This window comes from Planobispora longispora, from assembly GCF_016863135.1.
GTDB lineage: Bacteria > Actinomycetota > Actinomycetes > Streptosporangiales > Streptosporangiaceae > Planobispora > Planobispora longispora.
In genome coordinates this window covers 25,673-48,031 of record NZ_BOOH01000045.1, presented here as the reverse complement: position 1 = coordinate 48,031, position 22,359 = coordinate 25,673, and the positions used below count along the sequence as shown (strand labels likewise).

The following is a 22,359-nucleotide window of genomic DNA, read 5'->3' as shown; positions in this document are numbered from 1 at the left end:
GGACTGCCGGGGCAGTTGGGTCATGGAGGGGGAGATCCAGCTGCCGGACGGGTCGCGGGAGGGTCATGGTGGGGCGGCGCCGGGCGTGCGACGCCGCTCTCCACGCAAATCACGTGCCCTCCGCGCTCACGCTCGGTGAGCGCGGGCACGGCTCCCCCGGGGGCCGACGCGGTGCCCCCTCACTCGGAACGCTGCTGCGGAATCCCCGCGAGCAGCGCGCGGACCTCGGTCTCCCGGTAGCGACGGTGACCACCCAGGGTGCGGATGGACGTGAGCTTGCCCGCCTTCGCCCACCGGGTGACCGTCTTGGGATCGACCCGGAACATGGTTGCGACCTCCGCCGGGGTGAGCAGCGGCTCGGCCTCAGGTGTACGAGCTGACATTTGTGCGGCCTCTCCTCCGTGTGGACCGGCGACAGCGATCCTGCGATTTGACGCTTGTCACGGATGTCCTCCTACGGCCCCTGCGTGCGGCTGATGGGGCCATATGCGGCATCACCCGATGTGACCATACAACCACGCAGAGCGATTGGCGAGTCTTTGGGAGACTCATCTCTCTTGTGTACGCGGTGTAGTCACGCTCGGTGATTCTAGCGACACGTTTCGTGGTATCGCAGTGAAAACGGCAAACTACTCAGTTCGCAGATGCGTCCCCGGACGTTGACAGCCCCACTTATGCAGGTCAGAGGGGTGATATGCGACTCAGTTTGCTGATTCGAGAAGTTGTATTGACCTCCAGCGGAGGATCACCCGCTGGTACATGGCGAACGCGAGCTCTTCCTGTCCCGTTTCCAGGCCCGTGAGCGCCGCGGCGAGCTCCGCCACGGACTGATCGGCCTGGAGCTTCTGGTCGTCCATGAGGTGGACGATGCCGCCGTAGTCGAGCTCGACCAGCGAGTGGGGGTGGAACTCCTCCAGCCACCGGGCGACGTCCTCGACCTCGCCGGTCACCCCGGCGTCGCCCACCTGCCTGCGGATGATCTGCAGGGCCCGGGCGGTGCGGCGCCGGGCGTGGGCCATGGTGGTGACGTAGAGGAGGTTGCGGCCGGCGGCGGAGGTCTTGGCCGCGGAGCTCCCGGCCGCCGAGTCTATGGCCGTCGAGTCCTCGGCCGGCGGCTCTCCGGCCGTGGGGCCCGCGGGCCCCTGGTCGCCGCTCAGCACCAGCCAGCGCTCGTTGCCGTCGAAGGGGACGAACCAGGAGATGGGGATGTGCCAGGTCGAGGTTCGGATGTGCGTGCGCAGCGCGGCCGAGCCGCCGCGCCGCTTGAACCGGTCGAAGTCGTCGGCGGTCTGCTCGGCGATGGAGATCGGCACGAACCGCTCGGCCAGCCTGGGGGGCGTGCTCCCGCGGAAACGCGTGAAGGCCAGCCACGAGCGCAGCCTGCTCTGCCAGGGGCAGACGTAGAGCACCTCTTCCACGCGTCGCAGGTAGGCGTTGGGGCTCTCGTGCGGCGGGGCCGGGATCGGGGGCACGCCCAGCAGGCGTGCGACGGCCTCGCCGTGTTCGGCGTGGAGCGCGGTCGCGCGGCGCGGCCGGTCGCGCGCGCCGGCGTAGGTCTCCCATGAGGCGCGTTCCGGCGGGCTGAACGCGGTCAGAGGTTCGTAGACGCGGAGGTACGCGGCATAGGGCAGCACGCTCGCATCGTGCCACGAAGACCCCGCTGTTGTCCGGTATCGACCCGTCCGTCGTGCGGGCCGGTGGGGTCTGACCGCGTCTCGATCGCGTCTCGGCAGGTGAGAAGGGGGGCTTTCCCTCTTCGTTCACCAGCGGTTGTGGTTACCCTGAGAGTGATCTCCGCCGCGAAGGGGCGGCGGACCGGACGACCGGGAGTCACCACAGTGACGGACGTCTTCGGGCTCTCCCACAAGGATGCAAGCCCAGCAGGCACCCCGATGAGCGGACAGGCCAAGCACGAGCAGGTCGTTTTCTGCTCGGACGAGCGCAGCGGCCTCTACGCGATCATCGCGATCTACAACACCGCTCTGGGCCCGGCCCTCGGCGGCACGAGGTTCTATCCCTACGAGAGCGAGCAGGCCGCCCTGGCCGACGTGCTCAACCTCTCCCGGGCGATGGCCTACAAGAACGCCCTGGCGGGTCTCGACCTCGGCGGCGGCAAGGCCGTCATCATCGGCGACCCCGACCGGGACAAGAACGAGGCGATGCTCCGCGCCTACGGCAGGTTCATCCACTCCCTGGGCGGGCGCTACCTGACCGCGTGCGACGTGGGCACCTACAGCGAGGACATGGACCTCGTCGCCCGCGAGACCCCCTACGTGACCGGGCGGACCGTCGCGCACGGCGGCGCCGGGGACTCCTCCATCCTGACCGCCTTCGGGGTGTTCCAGGGCATGCGGGCCGCGGCCGAGCACTCCTTCGGCACGCCGTCGCTGCGCGGCAGGCGGGTCGGGGTCGAGGGCGTCGGGAAGGTCGGCCACCGGCTGGTGGACCTCCTCGTCGAGGACGGCGCCGAGGTCGTGATCTGCGACGTCAGCGAGCAGGCGGTCGAGCGGGTACGGCAGCGCCACCCCCAGGTGGAGGTCGTCGCCGACCAGGTGGAGCTGACCGGGGCGGACATCGACGTCTACGCGCCGTGCGCGCTGGGCGGCGCCCTGGACGACGACACGGTCCTCCGGCTGCGCGCCACGATCGTCTGCGGCGGCGCCAACAACCAGCTCGCCCACCCCGGCGTGGAGAAGCGACTCGCCGACCGCGGCATCCTCTACGCGCCCGACTACGTCGTCAATTCCGGCGGTGTGATCCAGGTCGCCGACGAGATCGGCGGGTTCGATATGGACCGTGCCCGGGCAAAGGCCACCAAGATCTACGCCACGACTCTCAAGATTTTCGCTACGGCGGCGGAGGATGGCGTCCCTCCGGCGGTCGCAGCGGATAGGCTGGCCGAGCGCAGAATGTCGGAAGTCGGGCGAATTAGGGGCATTTGGCTGGGCCGGTAGTCCCTCGCGCCCATACGGCGTACCGAGGCGGGCGCAAAACAGGTACGGTTGTAGTCGAACGAGAGCTGACGCCTCAAGTCGGGTGGCGTCAGTGCGTGGTGCGTTAGCGACGAGGGGTCGGGCACGACCCCACACGAGGGGGTCGAGCCAATGGGGCGCGGCCGAGCAAAGGCCAAGCAGGTCAAGGTTGCTCGCCAGCTGAAGTACAACAGCGGTGGCACCGATCTTGAGCGTCTTCGCCACGAACTCGGAGTCGGAGACGACTCCGACCACAACGACGACGCCGACGACTCCTACGACGAGCTGGCGGATCGCTATGCCGATTACGCCGATGACTTCGGCTCCGACGACGAGCGGGATGACGACTCACGCGGTCGCCGGTAGGCGAATTTTCGTTTGAAAGGCGAATCAGGACACCCGGTGGCCATGGGCCACCGGGTGTCCTATCCGTGCGTCAGAATCAGAATCTGACGACCTCGTCGTCTCCATGGACTCACGGGCTCTTCGACTTCATTCCTCCGGCCGACCGGCCGACTGACCGGCTCCGGCACGGGGCCGCAGCCCGACGGCCGCGCGCTCACGCGGGACGGGCCGGTGCTCCGCCCGACACGGCCACGGGTGTTTCCTGTGGCGCCGGTACGGCGAGACGGCGCACGGGCCTTCCCGGCGCCGTCGTACGGCGCGGCGCCGGGAGGTCCGTGTCGCTCGTTTCGTCCGTGTCGCGCCTCAGCGGTAGCGGGCCTCGCCCGCGCCGGGGACGACCTCGCCGAGGACCCAGGCCGGCAGGCCCCGCTCCTCCAGCAGGGCCAGTGCCGCGTCGACCGCGTCCGCCGGGACGATCGCCGCCATGCCCACACCCAGGTTGAAGGTGCGGTCCATGTCGGCCTGCGCGACCTTGCCGTGCTCGGCCAGGAAGCCGAAGACGGGCGGCGGGGTCCAGGACGAGCGGTCCAGCAGCGCGTCCATCGTGGGCGGGAGCGAGCGGGACAGGTTGCCCGCCAGACCGCCGCCGGTGATGTGCGCGTAGGCGTGGACCTCGACGGAACGGGCCAGCGCGAGGCAGTCCAGGGAGTAGATCCTGGTCGGCTCCAGCAGCTCCTCGCCCAGCGTCCGGCCGAACTCGGGAACCTCCCGCTCCAGCGGGAGCCCGGCGAGCGAGATGATGTGCCGGACCAGCGAGTAGCCGTTGGAGTGCACGCCGGAGGAGGCCAGCGCCAGCACCACGTCGCCCTCGCGGACCCGGTGCCGGCCCAGCATGGCGTCGGCCTCGACGACACCGGTGGCGGCGCCCGCCAGGTCGTATTCGTCCGCGCCCATGGCGCCCGGGTGCTCGGCCGTCTCGCCGCCGATCAGCGCGGTCCCCGCCAGGCGGCAGCCCTCGGCGACGCCGCCGACGATCTCGGCGATCCGCTCGGGGACGACCTTGCCGCAGGCGATGTAGTCGGTCATGAACAGCGGCTCCGCGCCGCAGACCACCAGGTCGTCCACGACCATGCCGACCAGGTCGATGCCGATCGTGTCGTGCTTTCCGACCCGCTGGGCCAGCATGACCTTGGTCCCGACGCCGTCGGTCGAGGTGGTCAGCAGCGGACGCCGGTAGGCCAGCAGCGCGGAGGCGTCGAAGAGGCCGGCGAACCCGCTGGGATCGTCGACGACCTCGGGCCGCCGCGACCGGGCGACCTTCGACTTCATCAGCTCGACGGCGCGTTCACCCGCGTCGATGTCCACACCGGCGGCGGCGTAACTGGTCATTCAACTTCCTTCGTCGGTCGCACGACCTTCGTGCTGTGCTTCCCGGCGCGCGGGCTCACGCCTTCGCCTCCAGGACGTACTTGCCGACGTTGTCCTGGTCGACGGCGATCGGGTACTCACCGGTGAAGCAGGCGCGGCAGAGCCGGTCGGAGGGGAGCGTGGTGGCCTCGGTCAGGCCCTCCAGCGAGATGTAGCCGAGCGAGTCGGCGCCGAGGGAGTCGCGGATCTCCTCCACGCTGAGCGAGCCGGCGATCAGCTCGGCCCGGGTGGCGAAGTCGATGCCGTAGAAGCACGGCCAGGCGACCGGGGGCGAGGAGATCCGGACGTGGACCTCCCGGGCTCCCGCCTCGCGCAACATCTTGACGATCGCCCGCTGGGTGTTGCCGCGCACGATGGAGTCGTCCACGACCACCAGGCGCTTGCCGGCGACGACCTCCTTCAGCGGGTTCAGCTTGAGCCGGATGCCGAGCTGGCGGATGGTCTGGGACGGCTGGATGAAGGTCCGGCCGACGTAGGAGTTCTTCACCAGGCCCTGGCCGTACGGGATCCCGCTCGCCTCGGCGTAGCCGACGGCGGCCGGGGTGCCCGACTCGGGCGTGGGGATGACCAGGTCGGCCTCGACCGGGTGCTCGCGGGCCAGCACGCGGCCGACCTCGACGCGGGTGGACTGCACGCTGCGTCCCGCGATGGTGGTGTCGGGGCGGGCCAGGTAGACGTACTCGAACAGGCAGCCCTTGGGCTCGGCCAGCGCGAACCGGCGCGAGCGCACCCCGTTCTCGTCGATGGTGATGAGCTCGCCCGGGTCGATCTCGCGGACGAACACCGCGCCCACGATGTCGAGGGCGGCGGTCTCGGAGGCGACGACCCAGCCGCTCTTGGTCCCGCCCCCGTGGCTGTGCCCCTCCGCCCCCGGGAGGCGGCCCAGGACCAGCGGGCGGATGCCCTGCGGGTCGCGGGCGGCGTAGAGCGTCTTCTCGTCCATGAAGACGAGCGAGTAGGCGCCCTTGACCTGGGGGAGCAGCTCGGCGGCGGCGTCTTCGACCGGCTGGCTGCGGTCCTGGGCCAGCAGCGCGGCCAGCACCTCGGTGTCGGTGGTGGCGCGGGTGGTGCCCGGCGCGAGGCGCCGGGACAGCTCGCGGGTGTTGATCAGGTTGCCGTTGTGGGCCAGCGCGAGCCCGCCGACCTCGGTCGAGCTCAGCGTCGGCTGAGCGTTCTCCCAGACGCTCGACCCGGTGGTCGAGTAGCGGCAGTGGCCGATGGCCAGGTGACCGCGGAGGGTGCCGAGGATCGACTCGTCGAAGACCTGGGCGACCAGGCCCATGTCCTTGTAGACGAGGATGCGGCTGCCCTCGCTGACCGCGATGCCCGCGGACTCCTGTCCGCGGTGCTGCAACGCGTACAGCCCGTAGTAGGTGAGTTTGGAGACTTCCTCCCCCGGGGCCCATACGCCGAAGACGCCGCAGGCGTCCTTCGGAGGACGGTCGTGGGGATCAAGGTCATGGCTCAGCTGGCCGTCGCCCTTCAGCACGGCTTCAGTGTAGGTGCGCTTCCTGGCTGCTCGTACTCCGGGTCCGTCTCTTCCGTTTGTTCTGGTTTTACCGAACAATCGTCTGCCTTTTGGCGTGGCGTCCCGGTTTCGGGTGGCAGGTCCAGGGGAGGGTGAGATCGGCATACCGACGCGTCGGGAGAGCAGACGTGACATCACCTGTGGATCCAAACCAGCCTGATCCGCGACGGGAGCCCGGGAACCGGCCGGCCGATCCCGCCGAGCCGGAGGAGCCCGCCTCGCACCCGCCGTACACCCCGGAACACTCCGGTTCCGGCGAGATGCCGCCGTACACCCCGGAGCCTCCGGACCCCAGTGAACCGCCGCCGTACACCCCGGAGCCGTCGGGGCCCGGCGAGCCGCCGCCGGGGCCGCCCGAGCCCGCACCGCGGGAGCCGGTGCCGCCGACTCCGGACATGCCGGACGCGCCGGAGGTCCCTCCGCCGGTCCAGGCGGAGCAGAGGCCGCCCCTGGGCGCTCCCGGCATGTCCGCGGGCGCGTCCCCGCCCTCGCGCTACGACCCGCCCACCCCGTCGAAGGACTTCTCCACCGTCCCCTCCGAGGCCACCGAACCCGTCGGCGGCGGGTTCCCGCCGGACCGGCCGTCGGGGGCGGGCGGGCGGCACGGCGTCCCGGTGACGGAGAGCCCGCACGGAGCTCCGGCGCCGGGCGACCCTTACGGCGGCCCGCCACCGGGCGGTTCCTACGGCGGGCCGCCACCGGGCGGCCCGGCGTCGAGCGGTTCCTACGGCGGTCCGCCACCGGGCGGCCCGGCGTCGAGCGGTTCCTACGGTGGTCCGCCACCGGGCGGTTCCTACGGCGGGCCGTCATCGGGCGGTCCGCACAACGGGGCGGCGCCGAGCGGTCCTTACGGCGGTCCGGCACCGGGCGCTCCGGCATCGGGCGCTCCGGCATCGGGCGCTCCGCACAACGGGGCGGCGCCGAGCGGTCCCTACGGCGGCCCGACGCCGGGCGTCGTGCCCGGCGGAGCGCAGCCTTACGGCGCGGGACAGGGCTACCCGCCTCCCCCGGGCGTCCCCGCCTATCCCGGAGGCCCGGCGGGATATCCGGCTCCCCCGATGGGGGACTGGCCCAAGGGCGCGCAGGGCGGCGGGCTGGGCACCGCGACCCTGGTGCTCGGCATCGTCAGCCTCGTCCTGCTCCTGGCCTGCGGGCTCGGCGCGCTGACGGCGCTCGTCGGGGTGGTCATCGGCATCGTCGCGATCGTCAAGAACTCCAACCGGAGCCGCGCCTGGGTCGGCCTGGCCCTGAGCGCCCTCGCTCTGATCATTTTCGCCGGGTTCATGGTCTGGTTCGCCAACCGGGTCGGCGACTGCCTGAACCTGCCGCCCGAGATCCAGCGGTCCTGCGTCGAGGAGCGGTTCGGCATCAGGACCGGACTCAATCCCTGACGGACTCAATCCCTGACGGACCCCATCCCTGACGGACCCTCAGCCGATCGGAAGATAGTCGGACAGGTCGGCCCGGGCGCCGCTCGCCGCGACGCTTCCCGAAGCCATGGCCTCGGCCCAGGTCAGCCGTCCGGTGGCCAGCTCCAGCCAGGTCCGCGCGTCCGTCTCCACCACGTTCGGAGGGGTTCCCCGGGTATGCCGGGGGCCCTCCACGCACTGAACCGCGGCGTACGGCGGGACCCGCACCTCGACGGTCCGGCCGGGGGCCGCCGCCGCGAGCCGGTCCAGCAGGTGCCGTACGGCCAGGCGCGCGGCCTCCCGCTCCGGCCGCGTCCCCCGCTCGTACGCCCGCAGGGCCGCCATGACGCACGCCCCCAGGAGGGCGTCGGGGGTCTCGGGGCCGTCGTAGGGCGGTTCGTCGAGCGCGACCAGCTGGGCGTCCAGCGCGGCGCGGACTTTGGCGGCGTCAGGCTTGTGTGGTGGCACGCCTCTCATCATGCATGCCGTGGCGTCCCGCGGGATGTCAGGGGACCCGGAGAGCACCAGGACATCAGTGACAAACGGTTCATCATCCGGGCAAACGTCGTTCACCTCGGGTTCGGTCTGCGCCCGTAGCGTCCGGGCCCGGAACAACCGTGCACACCCTGGAGGCCCCTGTGGCGAACCCGTCGCCGCGCCGCTCGCTCCCGCTGCTCATGAGCCCGCACAAGGGTGGGCGCAGCGCGCTGACCTGTGAATTCCGCTGTGGCAACGCCTGCGCGCACGATGTCTCGAACACCAGCGGCAACGCCTACTTCGGTGACGTGGTCGCCTCGGCGCTCTCCCGCCGGGGCATGTTGCGCGCGAGCGCGCTCGGCGTCATCGCCGCCGGGGCCGGCGCGGCCGGTGTGGCGGGGGCCGTTCCGGCGGCCGCCGAGCCCCAGCCGGAGAGCCTGTCCGCCGACGCCGCCAGGCACGGCGGCCGGGGCTCGCTCCGGTTCGCCGCCGTCGCGCCCAACCGCGAGGACCGCATCGTGGTCCCCGAGGGGTACCAGTCGGCCGCCGTCGTGCGCTGGGGCGACCCGGTCCTGCCCGACGCCCCGGCCTTCGACTACGAGAACCAGACCGCCGCGGCGCAGGCCAAGCAGTTCGGCTACAACTGCGACTTCGTCACCTTCTTCCCGATGGGCGGCCACCGCGGCCTGCTGTGGGTCAACCACGAGTACACCGACGAGGCGCTCATGTTCCGCGGGTACGCCGGTGGCGCCACCGCGACCGAGGAGCAGATCAAGATCGGTATGGCCGCGCACGGCGGCTCGATCGTGGAGATCGAGCGGGTGGGCCACTCCGGTCAGTGGAGGCTGGTCACCAGGGGCTCCCGCCGCTACAACCGGCGCGTCACCGCGCAGACCCCGATGAAGTTCACCGGCCCGGCCGCGGGCAGCGACCTGCTGAAGACCGCCGCCGACCCGTCCGGCACCGTCGTCCTGGGCATGCTGAACAACTGCGCGGGCGGCACCACCCCGTGGGGCACCGTGCTGACCGCCGAGGAGAACTTCAACCAGTACTTCGCCAAGGGCGGCGGCGCCCCCGAGGCGGAGAAGGCCGGCCTGGCGCGGTACGGCATCAGCACCACCTCGACCGCTCCCAGCGGGCGCGGCTGGGAGCGGCTCGAGGAGCGCTTCGACCTGTCCAAGCACTCGCACGAGGTCAACCGCTTCGGCTGGATCGTGGAGATCGACCCGTTCGACCCCGACTCCACCCCGGTCAAGCGCACCGCCCTGGGCCGGTTCGCCCACGAGGGCGCCACCACCACCCTGGCCAGGGACGGCCGGGTCGTGGCCTACATGGGTGACGACTCCCGGTTCGAGTACGTTTACAAGTTCGTCTCGAAGAAGCGCTACATCCCCGGCTTCGACCGCCACAACCGCACCCTGCTGGACGAGGGCACGCTGTACGTGGCCAAGTTCACCGGCGACAGCCCGGCCGCCGAGATCGACGGCTCGGGCAAGCTCCCCGCCGACGGGCAGTTCGACGGCTCCGGCGAGTGGATCCCGTTGGTCACCGGGAACGTCTCGCACGTGCCCGGCATGACGGCCGCCGAGGTCCTGGTCTTCACCCGCCTGGCCGCCGACAAGGTCGGCGCGACCAAGATGGACCGGCCCGAGGACATCGAGCGCAATCCCGTCACCGGCGGCGTCTACCTGGCGCTGACCAACAACTCCAACCGGACCGCGGCCCAGGTGGACGAGGCCAACCCGCGCCCGTCCAACAAGCACGGCCACATCCTGGAGATCGCCGAGAGGCGCAACGACGCCGGGGCCACGACCTTCGCCTGGTCGCTGCCGGTGGTCTGCGGTGACCCGAGCGACCCCGCCACCTACTTCGCCGGGTTCGACAAGACCAAGGTCTCGCCGATCTCCTGCCCGGACAACGTCGCCTTCGACCGCGACGGCAACCTGTGGATCTCCACCGACGGCAACGCCTTCAAGCTCAACGACGGCCTGTTCGTCATGCCGGTCACCGGCCGGGAGCGCGGCTACCTGCGCCAGTTCCTCACCGTGCCGATCGGCGCGGAGACCTGCGGTCCGCTGATCACCCAGGACCAGCGCAGCGTCTTCGTCGCCGTGCAGCACCCGGGCGAGGTCGACGGCGCCTCGCCCGAGACCCCGGCGAGCCACTGGCCCGACGGCGGCGACAGCCAGCCCCGCCCGTCGGTCGCCGTGGCCTGGCACACCCAGGGCAAGAAGATCGGTTCCTGAGCCCGGTACGGCCTGCGTCCCGCCCCGGAGGCGTCCGGGGCGGGGTCCGGGGGACGCAGGCCGTACCACCCCCTCCGGCACGGCCGTTGCGCGGTTCCCCTCCGGTTCCGTCCGGACCCGGTTTCCCTATGGCAGTGATGAGGGCCGTCCCCGCCGAGTGCGGGGACGGCCCTCATCGCCTGTCCCCGGTCACCCGTCTCATCCCGTGGAACCGGATGGTTCACGCAGGTGGGGCTGTCTAGGTTGACCCCATGACCACTCGCCCCTTCGACATCATCTGCGAGGTCGAGCCACCGACCCGTCCCGACCTCAAACACGTCCGCCACCAGATCGGCACGCTCAGCCGGATCGCGGACTCCTTCCTGATCCCGGACAACCACATCGGCCGGGCCACCGTCTCCAGCGTCGCCGTCGCCCACGAGGTCCAGGCGATGGGCGGGCGGAGTATCGCCTGCCTCAACTCCCGCGACCGCAACCTGCTGGGCTTCCGCCGCGACCTGCTGACCGCCGCGGCCTACGGGGTGGAGCGCTTCCTGTTCGTGTACGGCGACAAGCCCACCACCGGCAACCGGACCAGCGACCTCACCGTCCGTTCGATGATCGAGGAGGTTCGCTCCCTCGACGGGGACCCCGCGTTCGCCGGCATCCCGGCCTTCCAGGTCGGCGCCGCCGCCGGGCTGCGCCCGCTGCCCGCCTGGAAGCGCGCGGCCGACTTCATGTTCGTCCAGGTCAGCTTCTCCCTCGACGCGCTGCTGCGCTGGCGCGAGGCCAACCCGGTGGACGTGCCGGTCTACGCCGGTGTGATGGTCGTCGCCAGCGAGAACCACGCCCGTCGCATGGCCGCCGCGATCCCGGACATCGACATCCCGGCGGACCTGGTGGAGCGGGTGGCGGACGACCGCCTCGCCGGGGTGGAAGCCGCCTGCGAGCAGGTGCTGCGCATCCGCGACTCGGGCGCCTTCGACGGTGTTCATCTGGTCCCGGTGGCCAGGTACCGCGAGGTGGAGTCCCGGTTGTCCGGCATCCTGTGAGCACGACCTCGGCGCCGCCGTACGGAAAGTCTGCGGTCCATGCCGGGGCCCGCCCTCGGGTCCGTCTCGGCCCCGAGGGCACCGTGCCGGTGGGGGAGGCCGTTGAGGTGGGACGCGTTCGTCAGGGCACCGGTACGGCGGGGCGCCCGGCCTCGCCGTCCGACGTCTCCGCGTGGCGGCCGGGCCGGGAGTCCGCGGCGGTCGCGGAGCCTCGGGACGACCTCAGCGAGAACAGGCTGATCGGCACGCCTGCCAGGACGATCGCCGCGGCGAGCACCAGCGCGAACTGGTAGGCGGACAGGAACGCCGGCAGCGGCTGGGCCCCGTCCGCGACGAGCGCGGCCTGGCGGGAGTTGAGGATCGCGCCGAGGAGCGTGATGCCGAGCAGGCCGAAGACCTCGCGCGAGACGTTCAGCACGCCCGAGGCGACCCCGGCGCGGTCGTCCGGGAGCTGGCCGAGGATGGCGGTGGTGAGCGGCACCAGCAGGCCGCCGCCCAGGCCGTAGGTCAGGAACCAGGGGAGCAGGTCGCCGAACGCCCCGCCCTCGCCGATGAACGAGATCCCGAACACGGCCACGGCCATCAGCAGCAGTCCGGCCGCCACCGTCCGCGCGGTGCCCAGGGCGCCGCTGATCCGCGGGGCGGCCGTCGCGGTCGCGGCCATCACCAGGGCCATCGGCACGAACGCGGCTCCGGCCTCGACGGGGGTGAAGCCCAGCGCGTTCTGCAGGTACAGCGCGGTGAAGAAGTAGATCCCGAAGACCCCGAACGACCACAGGCCCATGGACAGCGTGCCGCCGCTGAACACCCGGGAGCGGAACAGCGACAGGTCGATCATCGGCTCCCGGCCCCGGGTCTCCAGCACCACGAAGGCCAGCGCGGACGCCAGCGCGATCCCGAAGGCCCCCAGGATCTCCGGCGAGGTCCATCCGGCGCCCTCGCCCTCGATGAGGGCGTAGGTCAGCGCGAACAGGGCCAGGCTGGAGGTGACCAGGCCGGGCGCGTCGAGGCTGTGCCGTACCCGGTCCTGGGCGGCCGGGCGGATCGCCCACAGGCCGAGGCCGAAGGTCACGACCCCGATCGGCACGTTGATCAGGTAGATCCATCCCCAGTCCCAGCGCTCGCTGATGAACCCGCCGGTCAGCGGGCCGAGCGCCAGGGCGAGCGCGCCGACGGCGCTCCACAGGCCGACGGCCGTGCCGCGTTCCTTCGGGTCGCGGAAGACAGAGCCGATCAGCGCGAGCGCGGTGGGGGTCAGGAAAGCCGCCCCGACGCCCTGCACCGCCCGGGTGGCGATCAGGGTCGCGCCGTCCGGGGAGAGCCCGGCGGCCAGCGAGGCCAGGGTGAAGATCCCGAGCCCGGTCAGGAACACCCGCCTGCGGCCGAAGACGTCGGCCAGCCGCCCGCCGACCAGCATCAGCCCGGCGAACACCAGGATGTAGCCGCTCACGATCCATTCCAGCCCCGAGATGCTCAGCCCGAGGTCCCGCTGGATCGTCGGCAACGCCACGTTGACCACGTTGTTGTCGAGGTACGTCATGAAAGTGGCGAGGGAGATCGATCCCAGCGCCCACCACCTGCGGTTGTCCGTCATCCCCACTCCTCTACGGTGTACTTGTACGACGTACATGTACGGTGGATAGTGGAGCTTATACGGCGTATAGTTGTCAAGCGTGATGGGAAAACTGACCCGCGAGGCGGTCGTCGAGCGGGCGCTGCAGATCGGTGACGCCGAGGGGCTCGCCGCGGTGACCATCCGGCGGCTCGCCCAGGAGCTGGGCGTCACGCCGATGGCGCTCTACTGGCACTTCAAGAACAAGGAGCAGCTCACCGTCGGCATGGCCGACCACCTGATCGAGGGCTTCGTGATCGAGGAGGACGGCGCCCCCTGGCAGGAGCAGCTCCGCGCGCTGGTCGCGGGCCTCGTCCGGGTGCTGCGCCGCCATCCCTGCGCGGCGGCCGTCCTCGAAGAGATCGACGGCCTGGAGGTGCCGAACTTCCTGCGCGTGTGGGACACCGCGCTCGGACTGGCCAAGCGGGCGGGCTTCGGTTACGAGCAGAGCTGCCTGATCTCGAAGTATCTCCTCCACGGCGCGATCGCCCTGGCCTCCGGGCCGCTGAACCGCCGCTGCCCCGGCCTGACCGAGGAGGAGGCGGCCGAGCGGGTGCGCGTCAAGCGCCTGACCCTCCAGTCGCTCCCGTCCGGCCTCTACCCGCACATCGTGGAGATGGCCTCCCCCCTGGCGGAGGGGATCGACCCCGATCTCTACGACACCTTCGGCGCCGACCTGCTCATCGGCGGCATCGAGGCCATGGCCGCCACCGCATCGGCGCGCTCGGCGAGATCGCCGGATCCTTCCTGATCCCGGCGGCCCGCTACCGCGAGGCGGAGTCCCGGTCGTCCGGATCGTTCTGGGAGCCGGCGTCGCCCGCATCGCTCGGAACGCCCGGGATCTTGCGGGAGCGCGCCAGGGCGGCCAGCAGGGTCCCGGCCACCGCGACGCAGAACAGCACGCCGTACGTCCTCTGGAAGCCGTCCATGAGCTGGTCCACTGCGACCGGCGACATGCGCGAGAGCGTGCCCGCGTAGACCTGGGCGCGCAGGGCGGGGCTGACCGCGCTGGTGAGCACGCTCAGGGTGAGGGCGACGCTGAGCACGATGCCGACGTTCATCACCATGAGCCGGAAGCCGTTGACCACGCCGAGGCTCCCCGGCGGGAGGGCCTTCATCACCTGGGTGGTGTTGCCGGTCAGGAACGTTCCGCTCCCGCAGCCGCACAGGAACAGGCCGATCCCGATGACCCAGTACGGCGTCGCCGGCGCGGTGTTCAGCATCAGGACCCCCAGCCCGCACGTGCCCAGCAGCGCGCCGCCCACCGACAGGGCGTAGGGGGAGATCCGGCGGCCGAGGGCGCCCGTGACGGGGGAGGCCAGGGCCATGCCGACCGGGACCGGGAGCACGCCCAGCGCGGCGGTGACGGCGTCGACGCCCCTGGCCGCCTGGAAGTAGAGGGCGGCCAGGAGGATCAGCGACGCGCGGGCCAGCGCGTTGCAGAACGAGGCGAGATTGGCGAAGGCCAGCATGCGCTCGCCGAACAGGCGCACGTTGAGCACCGGGTGCGAGGCGCGGCGCTCCACGACGATCAGCAGCGGGATCAGGACCGCCGTGATGGCCGCGCCGGCGAGCACGACCGTACTGCCCAGCCCGCGCGAGCCCGCCTCGGACAGCGCGATGAGCGCCGCCGACATGGCGGCGAAGACGATCAGGTTGCCCAGGGCGTCCACCGGCTCGCGGGGGCCGCGCTCGACCTTGCGCAGGGTGAACGCCCCCCAGACGAGGGCGATCAGTCCGGCGGGCACGTTCACCCAGAAGATCCACTGCCATCCGGCGGCCTCGGCGACCAGGCCGCCCAGGGTGGGGCCGGCGAGCTGGGCGACCGAGAGCGTGCCGATGTAGACGCCCATGCCCTGGCTGAGCCGGTCGGGCGGGAAGGCGTCGGTGATGATCACGGTTCCGTTGGCCAGGATCATCGCCGCGCCGATCGCCTGGAGCGCCCGCATCGCGATCAGGAACCAGACGTTCGGCGACAGGCCCGCCAGCAGTGAGGCCGCGGTGAACAGGGCGAACCCGGTGAGGTACACCTCCCGGCGGCCCAGGAGGTCGGCCACCCGGCCGAAGAACACCAGGGTCGAGGTGTTGACGAGCAGGAAGGCCAGGAGGATCCAGCCGGAGGCGAACGCGTCGGCGTGGAAGTGCCGGACCACCGCCGGCAGGGCGACGTTGAGCGTGCTCCCGGAGACGCCGATCAGCACCAGGCCGAGGCTGGTGACCGAGCAGACCCGCCACGCGTAGCGGAGCTTCGAGACGTATTCCGGCGAGCCGGGAAGGTCCTGGGGAAGCGCGACCATAGGCTCCAGTCTGACGTACGGCGTACGCCCGTTTTGTCCGGGGTGCCGGCGATCCCCGCCCGGACCTCCGGCGGGCCGGTCACCTGGCCCGTCTGCGCAGGCCCTCCAGATCGTGGACGACCACGCGGCGGCGGCCGGTCGCGATCAGGCCCCGGTCCCGGAGCGACCGCAGGGCCTTGCTGACCGCCTCGCGCGAGGCGCCGGTCCACCCGGCCAGCTCGTCCTGGGAGAGCGGGAGCTCCACCCGGATCCCGCCGTTGGCCGGCTTGCCGTACCGCTCGGCCAGCTCCACCAGCCGGGTCGCCACCCGCCCCGTGGTGTCGAACGCGCCGTACTCGATCCGCTTGCGGTCGGCGTCGCGCACCCGGCTGGTCACCATCTGCAGCAGCAGCACCGCGATCCGGCCGTGCTGCTGGAGGAAGGCGGTGAAGTCGCGGACGGCGATGCCCTCGACCGGCTCCAGGGCGGTGACCGTGGCCGACCGGGGCAGGCCGTCGATGACCGAGAACTCGCCCAGCAGCGAGCCGGGCCCGCGGATGGCGAGGACGACCTCGGTCCCGCTCGCCGTGTGCGAGGAGACCTTGACCCGGCCGGCGGTCAGCACGAGCACCCAGTCCGAGACGTCGCCCTCGGTCATCAGGGTCGCCCCCCGGTCCCACCGCCGGACCCGCCCCGTCGCGCGGAGCGCGGCGGCCTCGTCGGGGGTGAAGAGGGCGAGGAACTCACCCGGCTCGGAAGAAGTACTCACGTGCACCCCCTGGCGGCTCGGGCGGAGTGTCGGTGACAGATGTCGATTATGTCGGTATGGCCCCCGCTGGAGAACGCACTCCGGCGAGGGAATTCCCACTCTGCGCCTCAAACCCTGGTGAATTCGGATAAATCACTAGAATTACGTCGGCAGAAGCCGGTCACGAGAGCCCGGAGAGCACGTAGGCGTGGACGGGCTTCTCCTTGCCCTTGAGGCTCAGCTCCCCCAGGGAGCTGACCCGCGCGTGCGAGCCGATCTGGTCGAGGGTGCTCTGGCCGATCACGACGGTGCCCGGCTCGGCGATCCCCTCCAGCCGGGCGGCCACGTTCACGCAGTCGCCCATCGCGTTGAACCCGCGCAGCTGGGGGCTGCCGATGTTGCCGACGAGGGCGGGCCCGGTGTTGATCCCGATCCTGAACCGGGGATAGCCGGGCGCGTCGGCGACGATCTCCGCGGCGGCCTCCTGCATGGCCAGGCCCGCCCGGGCCGCGGCCGCGGCGTGGTCGGACTGCCGGGCCGGGGCGTTGAACAGCGCCAGCAGCGCGTCGCCGACGAACTGCACGATCGTGCCGCCGTTCCCGAGGATGATCGGGACGGCCGCCGTGTGGTAGCGGTTCAGCATCTCCACGATCTCTCCCGGCGCGACCCGCTCGGAGAAGCTCGTGAACCCCTTCAGATCGGCGAAGAGCGCGGTGAGCTCGACCAGCTCGCCGCCGAGCTCCGCGGTCCGCGGATCGGCCAGCAGCGACTTGGCCACATCCGGCGACATGTACTGCCGGAACAGGGTCTCCAGCTCCTGGTAGAGCCGGGCGTTCTCCAGGGAGATGGACATCTGGCCGGCCAGGGTGGCCGCGAGCGCGTCGTCCTGGGGCGTCCGGCCCACCGGCACCCGCAGGGCCCCGGCGAGCCGTCCCTTGACGGTCAGCGGGTGGACGACCGAGCCGTCGGCCCGGATCGGCCCGCCCGCGGGGAAGTCGTCCGCGCGGTACTCCGCCGCGCCGAGGGAGACCCGCCCGTCCGAGACCAGCGCGATGCGCACGTCCCCGTACGCCTGCCGCGCCCGCTCCAGCGACTGCACGAGCAGTTCGTCCTCGGGGAGGCCGACGCGGGCCCGGTTGCCCAGGTCCACCAGCGCGGCCAGCCGCTCCGACAGCTCGCGCTCGTTGGCCAGCGCCTCGCCCGCCCGGTCGAGCACGGCGGCCTGCGCCTCGGTGAGCCCGAACTTGCCCGCCAGCCGGGTCGCGACCGGGACCCGGCTGTCCGCCCGGCGCCGCAGATGGCCGACCAGTTCCTCCAGCGCCCGCTCGTAGTCCGCCCGGATCCTCCGGACGGTCGCCGTCAGGGCGATCGAGTCGAACAGCCCGGCGGTGGTGCCCTCGCGGCGCGACTGGATGTGGGCGCCGTAGGCGACGAACACGAAGGCGAAGGTGAGCAGCAGGTGCCACAGCCACCACGACAGGTGCCAGTTGCGGTGGTACATCCCGGCGAGCATCGCCTCGGCGAGCAGGGCGTAGGCGGTGATCATGCTGATCAGCATCGCCGCCGGGCGCCTGCGGTGATGCTGGAAGAGCAGCACCGCGGCCGCGCCGTACAGGGCCAGCCCGAGCAGTTCGGCCCCGCCGAGGCCGGCCCCCAGCTCCGGGGGCTTGCTGGACAGCGGGGTGAGACCGGGGACGAGCGAGAGCACCCCCCACAGCACCAGCAGCAGCGCGAGCCCGCCGCGGAGCCAGATCTGCGAGCGCAGGACGGCGGCCGCGGCGCGGTCGTTCAGCGGCAGCGCCGAGGCGAAGGCGAACCCCGAGGCCAGCAGGAGACCGACCGGCTGGGACAGGTCGAACCCGTAGCTGCCGGCCGGGAGGATGACCTTCGGGGTGGCCAGGCCGTGCATGAGGAAGAATCCGGAGCTGCTCAGGAAGACCAGTGAGAGCAGGAGCAGCCGGGCGTCCGACCGCCGGGCCGCCGTCTGGCTGATCATGGTGCCCAGGACGAAGTTGATCCCCGCGACGACGATGATCAGTAGGAAGTGGCTGGGATTGTGCTGCCACTTGACGTTGATGTGGTCGTGGTTGGCGAGCAGCAGCCAGAGTCCCAGCATCGGCAGCGCCAGGTGGATCACCCAGACGACCGAGCGGACCGGCTGCGTGGCCGGAGGGAGGTAGGGCTCAGGCCCGGCGCTGCCCACGAGCGAGGTGGCCGTCGGGTCGTTCGTCGGCACGGTGGCCTCCGTATTCAACGGGAGTCGCGTAACCCCCTGTGCGTCCGCCCCCGTCCGCAGACGGGGCTCCCCCGAACGATCCGATTATTGCGATACGCCGCCGTTGTCGCCAACGCGGTTTCCATCGACACCCGGTCACGATCGGGGCGCCGGATGGAAGGAGGGGTACGGCCCGCGCGGGCCGTACCCCTCCTCCGCGTCCGCCGATCAGCCGAAGACGGCCGGGAGCGCGCCCTCGTGGACCTCGCGGAGCTCGGCGACCGGGATCTCCAGCACGCCCTCGACCGCCAGCGTGCCGCCGCCGGTGCCGCCCAGGCCGTAGCAGGGCACCTCGTGGGCCGCGCACAGCTCGGCGAGGGCGTCGAAGGCCTCCGGCCGCACCGTCACCAGGGCGCGGGCCGCCGACTCGCTGAACAGGTCGACGAACGCGTCGTCGCCCGGCAGGGAGACCGCGCAGCCGACGCCCCGGGCCAGGCAGGCCTCGGCCAGGGCGACGGCCAGGCCGCCGTCGGACAGGTCGTGGGAGCCGGTCAGCAGACCGCGGGAGGCGGCCTCGGTGAGGACGAGCGCGAGGGCGCGCTCGGCCTCCAGGTCGGCCACCGGCGGCAGGCCGCCGAGGTGGCCGTGGGCGACGTGCGCCCACTCGGAACCGCTGAGCTCCTCGCGGGTCTCGCCGAGCAGGACGACCCGGTCGCCCTCGCCGGTGAAGCCGCTGCGCACCCGCTTGGCCACGTCGTCGATCACGCCCAGCACGCCCACGACCGGGGTCGGGTGGATCGCGGTGGAACCGGTCTGGTTGTAGAACGACACGTTGCCGCCGGTCACCGGGACGCCGAGGATCTTGCAGGCGTCGGCCAGGCCGCGCACGGCCTCGGCGAACTGCCACATGACCTCCGGGTCCTCGGGGGAGCCGAAGTTCAGGCAGTTGGTCACCGCCAGCGGCGTGGCGCCGGTCACGGCCACGTTCCGGTAGGCCTCGGACAGGGCGAGCTGGGCCCCGGCGTAGGGGTCGAGGCGGGCGTAGCGGCCGTTGCCGTCGGTGGCCAGCGCGATGCCGCGGGTGGTCTCCTCGGCGCCCGGCATGGCCTCGCTGATCCGCAGGACCCCGGCGTCGGCGGGCTGGGCCAGCACGGTGTTGCCCCGGACGTACCGGTCGTACTGGGAGGTCACCCACTCCTTCGAGGCGAGGTTCGGCGAGCCGAACAGCTGCAGCAGGGTCGCGCGCAGGTCCTCGGGGCGCGGCAGCTCCGCGGCGGAGGCGGCGTTGAGCGCGGCCTGCCCGGCGGGCTCGGCGAAGGGGCGCTCGTAGACCGGGCCCTCGTCGGCCGCGGTGCCCGGCGGGATGTCCACGATGGTCTCGCCGTGCCAGGTCATGACCAGGCGGCCGGTGTCGGTGACCTCGCCGATCACCGTGGCGGGGATGTCCCACTTGGTGCAGATCGCCATGAAGGCGTCGATGTCGTCGGGGGTGACGACCGCCATCATGCGTTCCTGCGACTCGCTCATCAGGATCTCTTCGGGCCGCAGCGACGGGTCGCGCAGCGGGACCAGGTCCAGCTGGACGTCCATGCCGCCGGTGCCCTTGGCCGCCAGCTCGGTGGTCGCGCAGGAGACGCCGGCCGCGCCGAGGTCCTGGATGCCGACGACCACGTCCGCCTGGTACAGCTCCAGGCAGCACTCGATCAGCAGCTTCTCCATGAACGGGTCGCCGACCTGGACGCTGGGCCGCTTGGCCTGCGACTCGTCCTCGAAAGTGGCGCTCGCCAGCACCGACGCGCCGCCGATGCCGTCGGGACCGGTCAGCGCGCCGAACAGCACGACCTTGTTGCCCGGGCCGGGCGCGGTGGCCAGCTTGATCTGGTCCTTGCGGAGCAGACCCACGCACAGCGCGTTGACCAGCGGGTTGCCGATGTAGCAGGGGTCGAAGACGACCTCGCCGCCGATGTTGGGCAGGCCCAGGCAGTTGCCGTAGTGGCTGATGCCCTCGACCACGCCGGGCAGCACCCGGCGGGTGTCGGGCTGGTCGGCGCCGCCGAAGCGCAGGGAGTCCATGACCGCGATCGGCCGGGCGCCCATCGACATGATGTCGCGGACGATGCCGCCGACGCCGGTGGCCGCTCCCTGGTGCGGCTCGACGTAGGACGGGTGGTTGTGCGACTCGATCTTGAAGGTGGCCGCCCAGCCGTCGCCGACGTCCACCACGCCGGCGTTCTCGCCCATGCCGACGAGCAGCGCGTCGGACTTCGGCGCCTTGGTGCCGAACTGGCGCAGGTGCACCTTGGAGGACTTGTAGGAGCAGTGCTCGCTCCACATGACGCTGTAGATGGCCAGCTCGGAGCTCGTCGGGCGGCGGCCGAGGATCTCGCGGACCCGGTCGTACTCGTCGCGCTTCATGCCCAGCTCGGCGTACGGCTGGCGCTCGCCGGGGGTGTCCGCGGCGCGCTTGACGGTGTCGAGGTTCACGTCGGGGCTCACGCGTTCACCAGCTTCTTCAGGATCGAGGTGAAGAACCCGCGGCCGTCGGTGCTCGGGGCGCCGGTCAGATCCTCGACGGCGTGCTCGGGGTGGGGCATCAGGCCGACGATGTTGCCGGCCTCGTTGCGGATGCCCGCGATGTCGTTCAGGGAGCCGTTGGGGTTCCCGACGTAGCGGAAGACGACCTGGCCGTTCGCCTCCAGGGCCGCGAGGGTCGCCTCGTCGGCGACGTAGCGGCCCTCGCCGTGCTTGATCGGGAGCACGATCCTCTGGCCCTCGGTGAAGTCGGCGGTCCAGGGGGTGGCGGTGTTCTCCACGACGACGCCCTGGTCGCGGCAGATGTAGTGCAGGCTGGCGTTGCGCATCAGCGCGCCGGGCAGCAGGTGGGCCTCGCAGAGGATCTGGAAGCCGTTGCAGGTGCCCAGCACCGGCAGCCCGGCCCGGGCGGCGGGGATCAGCTCCTCCATCAGCGGCGCGAACCGGGAGATCGCACCGCACCGCAGGTAGTCCCCGTAGGAGAAACCGCCGGGCAGGAAGACGGCGTCCACACCCTTGAGGTCGGGGTCCGCGTGCCAGAGCGGGACGGCCTCGCCGCCCGCATGGCGTACGGCGCGGGCCGCGTCCTGATCGTCAAGGGTTCCGGGGAAAGTGACGACGCCCACGCGGGCAGCACTCATGACAGCGTTTCCCTCCACAAACGAGCACCGCGCCGACGTCTCACGGCGGACGGCGGTCTGCGGCGGTGCGCCCAGGCTATCCGCTCCGCATGAGAGAGTCGCACGCGGAGTCGTCGGATCGCACGATCGGCCGCGCCGGAAGGGGGCGCGCCGTTGGAGGATCGCACGAACACGATCGCACGAACGCGATCGTATGGAGGCGATCACGCGAACGCGATCACATGAACGCGATCACATGAACGCGATCGCCCGGACGTGATCCCCGGGCGTGATCGCATCGACGTGATCGCCCGGACGCGCGCTCAGACCGAGGCGAGCTCCCTGCGGCCGGGGGCGCGGGCTCCCTCCTCCACGTCGAGCCGCTTGCTCAGGTGCACCGTGGTGCCCTGGCCGGGGGCGATGTCGAAGAAGATCTCGTCGACCACGGCCCGCATGATGAGGATGCCGCGGCCGTTCTCGAGGTCGGGGGAGGGATAGCGCTCGGGCATCCGCATCAGCCCGCGGCCCTTGTCGATGATGCGCACGTCGCAGCGGCCGTAGCCGATGGCGGCCTCGACCTGGTAGCGGTTGGCCGGGCCGCCGTAGCGCACCGCGTTGCCGCACGCCTCGCTCACCGCGAGCAGGATGTCGGAGACGCAGTTCTCCGTGACGTGGAGGGAGCGCAGAGAGTCTCCGAGGACCCTGCGGACCATCGGGATGCCGATGGCCTCCCTTGGCAGAGCCAGCGAGAACTCGATATCCACCGGTTTCCTCCCGGGGCCAGACGTCACCCTCGAAAGGCTTCCCTGACACAATCGGGGCTAACCGCAAAATAACTGTGATGTTATCTACTGTTGGTCAGGTCGTGGTGTTTGTGTCCTGCCGCGTTGGAATTCTCCTGGCTCTACCGGAATTTCCTG

At 71.5% G+C, this 22,359-nt stretch carries 18 protein-coding genes; 6 read left to right on the top strand and 12 right to left on the bottom strand.

Features of this window, described 5'->3' with window-relative positions; all coding sequences use genetic code 11:
- Positions 1-179 precede the first annotated feature (179 nt).
- Together bldC and Plo01_RS26750 are read right to left on the bottom strand one after the other, a co-directional pair.
- Positions 180-383 (bottom strand): developmental transcriptional regulator BldC, encoded by a 204-nt coding sequence (gene bldC, locus Plo01_RS26755; RefSeq protein WP_013133571.1) that lies wholly within the window; start codon positions 381-383, stop codon positions 180-182.
- A 318-nt stretch (positions 384-701) separates the two neighbouring features.
- Positions 702-1,634 (bottom strand): DUF8083 family protein, encoded by a 933-nt coding sequence (locus Plo01_RS26750; protein ID WP_203893457.1) that lies wholly within the window; start codon positions 1,632-1,634, stop codon positions 702-704.
- A 204-nt stretch (positions 1,635-1,838) separates the two neighbouring features.
- Here Plo01_RS26750 and Plo01_RS26745 point away from each other — a divergent pair, with 204 nt between their 5' ends.
- A complete protein-coding gene (locus Plo01_RS26745) occupies positions 1,839-2,954 on the top strand; it encodes a Leu/Phe/Val dehydrogenase (RefSeq protein ID WP_373871720.1) in 1,116 nt (371 codons plus the stop codon).
- 150 nt (positions 2,955-3,104) lie between these two features.
- Positions 3,105-3,338, top strand: a complete 234-nt coding sequence (locus Plo01_RS26740) for a DUF3073 domain-containing protein (RefSeq protein WP_203893455.1) — start codon at positions 3,105-3,107, stop codon at positions 3,336-3,338.
- A gap of 342 nt (positions 3,339-3,680) precedes the next feature.
- Here the strand turns inward: Plo01_RS26740 and purM are convergent, their stop codons facing one another.
- Together purM and purF are read right to left on the bottom strand one after the other, a co-directional pair.
- The gene (purM, locus tag Plo01_RS26735; protein ID WP_203893454.1) at positions 3,681-4,706 is read right to left on the bottom strand and encodes a phosphoribosylformylglycinamidine cyclo-ligase; all 1,026 of its coding nucleotides are present in this window, start codon (positions 4,704-4,706) and stop codon (positions 3,681-3,683) included.
- A gap of 55 nt (positions 4,707-4,761) precedes the next feature.
- Positions 4,762-6,234, bottom strand: coding sequence for an amidophosphoribosyltransferase (purF, locus tag Plo01_RS26730; protein WP_203893453.1), 1,473 nt, complete (start codon positions 6,232-6,234; stop codon positions 4,762-4,764).
- 1,097 nt (positions 6,235-7,331) lie between these two features.
- Here purF and Plo01_RS26725 point away from each other — a divergent pair.
- Positions 7,332-7,664 (top strand): hypothetical protein, encoded by a 333-nt coding sequence (locus Plo01_RS26725; protein ID WP_203893452.1) that lies wholly within the window; start codon positions 7,332-7,334, stop codon positions 7,662-7,664.
- Positions 7,665-7,703: 39 nt separating this feature from the next.
- Here Plo01_RS26725 and Plo01_RS26720 read toward each other — a convergent pair whose 3' ends face one another.
- Complete coding sequence (locus Plo01_RS26720; RefSeq protein WP_373871719.1) at positions 7,704-8,159, bottom strand: sterol carrier family protein; 456 nt, start codon at positions 8,157-8,159, stop codon at positions 7,704-7,706.
- 161 nt (positions 8,160-8,320) lie between these two features.
- Between Plo01_RS26720 and Plo01_RS26715 the strand changes: the two genes are divergently transcribed.
- Positions 8,321-10,405: a PhoX family protein gene (locus tag Plo01_RS26715; RefSeq protein ID WP_373871718.1), complete on the top strand. Its 2,085-nt coding sequence runs from the start codon at positions 8,321-8,323 to the stop codon at positions 10,403-10,405.
- A gap of 251 nt (positions 10,406-10,656) precedes the next feature.
- On the top strand, positions 10,657-11,436 hold the full coding sequence (locus Plo01_RS26710) for a methylenetetrahydrofolate reductase (RefSeq protein ID WP_203893450.1): 780 nt from the start codon (positions 10,657-10,659) through the stop codon (positions 11,434-11,436).
- Positions 11,437-11,557: 121 nt separating this feature from the next.
- Here the strand turns inward: Plo01_RS26710 and Plo01_RS26705 are convergent, their stop codons facing one another.
- Positions 11,558-13,030 carry an MFS transporter gene (locus tag Plo01_RS26705; RefSeq protein ID WP_203893449.1) on the bottom strand — a complete coding sequence of 491 codons (1,473 nt, stop codon included), beginning with the start codon at positions 13,028-13,030 and terminating at the stop codon, positions 11,558-11,560.
- 82 nt (positions 13,031-13,112) lie between these two features.
- Here Plo01_RS26705 and Plo01_RS26700 point away from each other — a divergent pair, with 82 nt between their 5' ends.
- Positions 13,113-13,799, top strand: coding sequence for a TetR/AcrR family transcriptional regulator (locus Plo01_RS26700; RefSeq protein WP_239317165.1), 687 nt, complete (start codon positions 13,113-13,115; stop codon positions 13,797-13,799).
- 13 nt (positions 13,800-13,812) lie between these two features.
- On the opposite strand, the gene Plo01_RS26695 is transcribed toward Plo01_RS26700, so the two are convergent.
- The 6 genes from Plo01_RS26695 to Plo01_RS26670 all read right to left on the bottom strand — a co-directional run bounded on the left by Plo01_RS26695 (position 13,813) and on the right by Plo01_RS26670 (position 22,203).
- Positions 13,813-15,345 carry an MFS transporter gene (locus Plo01_RS26695; protein WP_203893447.1) on the bottom strand — a complete coding sequence of 511 codons (1,533 nt, stop codon included), beginning with the start codon at positions 15,343-15,345 and terminating at the stop codon, positions 13,813-13,815.
- Between the two features lie 79 nt (positions 15,346-15,424).
- Positions 15,425-16,093, bottom strand: coding sequence for a Crp/Fnr family transcriptional regulator (locus Plo01_RS26690; protein WP_203893446.1), 669 nt, complete (start codon positions 16,091-16,093; stop codon positions 15,425-15,427).
- A 160-nt stretch (positions 16,094-16,253) separates the two neighbouring features.
- Positions 16,254-18,308 (bottom strand): adenylate/guanylate cyclase domain-containing protein, encoded by a 2,055-nt coding sequence (locus tag Plo01_RS26685; protein WP_203893445.1) that lies wholly within the window; start codon positions 18,306-18,308, stop codon positions 16,254-16,256.
- A gap of 207 nt (positions 18,309-18,515) precedes the next feature.
- On the bottom strand, positions 18,516-20,783 hold the full coding sequence (gene purL, locus Plo01_RS26680) for a phosphoribosylformylglycinamidine synthase subunit PurL (protein ID WP_203893444.1): 2,268 nt from the start codon (positions 20,781-20,783) through the stop codon (positions 18,516-18,518).
- Positions 20,780-21,460 carry a phosphoribosylformylglycinamidine synthase subunit PurQ gene (purQ, locus tag Plo01_RS26675; RefSeq protein ID WP_203893443.1) on the bottom strand — a complete coding sequence of 227 codons (681 nt, stop codon included), beginning with the start codon at positions 21,458-21,460 and terminating at the stop codon, positions 20,780-20,782. Before purQ ends, purL begins: the two co-directional genes overlap by 4 nt.
- Positions 21,461-21,762: 302 nt before the next feature.
- Complete coding sequence (locus Plo01_RS26670; protein WP_203893442.1) at positions 21,763-22,203, bottom strand: ATP-binding protein; 441 nt, start codon at positions 22,201-22,203, stop codon at positions 21,763-21,765.
- Positions 22,204-22,359 lie beyond the last annotated feature (156 nt).

What these genes read in the sequence shown, in the direction of transcription:
- Plo01_RS26705 (WP_203893449.1), bottom strand. Translation starts at nt 13,030, where the DNA reads ATGACGGACAACCGCAGGTGGTGGGCGCTGGGATCGATCTCCCTCGCC.
- bldC (WP_013133571.1), bottom strand. Translation starts at nt 383, where the DNA reads ATGTCAGCTCGTACACCTGAGGCCGAGCCGCTGCTCACCCCGGCGGAG.
- Plo01_RS26725 (WP_203893452.1), top strand. Translation starts at nt 7,332, where the DNA reads ATGGGGGACTGGCCCAAGGGCGCGCAGGGCGGCGGGCTGGGCACCGCG.
- Plo01_RS26695 (WP_203893447.1), bottom strand. Translation starts at nt 15,345, where the DNA reads ATGGTCGCGCTTCCCCAGGACCTTCCCGGCTCGCCGGAATACGTCTCG.
- purM (WP_203893454.1), bottom strand. Translation starts at nt 4,706, where the DNA reads ATGACCAGTTACGCCGCCGCCGGTGTGGACATCGACGCGGGTGAACGC.
- Plo01_RS26710 (WP_203893450.1), top strand. Translation starts at nt 10,657, where the DNA reads ATGACCACTCGCCCCTTCGACATCATCTGCGAGGTCGAGCCACCGACC.
- Plo01_RS26740 (WP_203893455.1), top strand. Translation starts at nt 3,105, where the DNA reads ATGGGGCGCGGCCGAGCAAAGGCCAAGCAGGTCAAGGTTGCTCGCCAG.
- purQ (WP_203893443.1), bottom strand. Translation starts at nt 21,460, where the DNA reads ATGAGTGCTGCCCGCGTGGGCGTCGTCACTTTCCCCGGAACCCTTGAC.
- Plo01_RS26700 (WP_239317165.1), top strand. Translation starts at nt 13,113, where the DNA reads ATGGGAAAACTGACCCGCGAGGCGGTCGTCGAGCGGGCGCTGCAGATC.
- Plo01_RS26720 (WP_373871719.1), bottom strand. Translation starts at nt 8,159, where the DNA reads ATGAGAGGCGTGCCACCACACAAGCCTGACGCCGCCAAAGTCCGCGCC.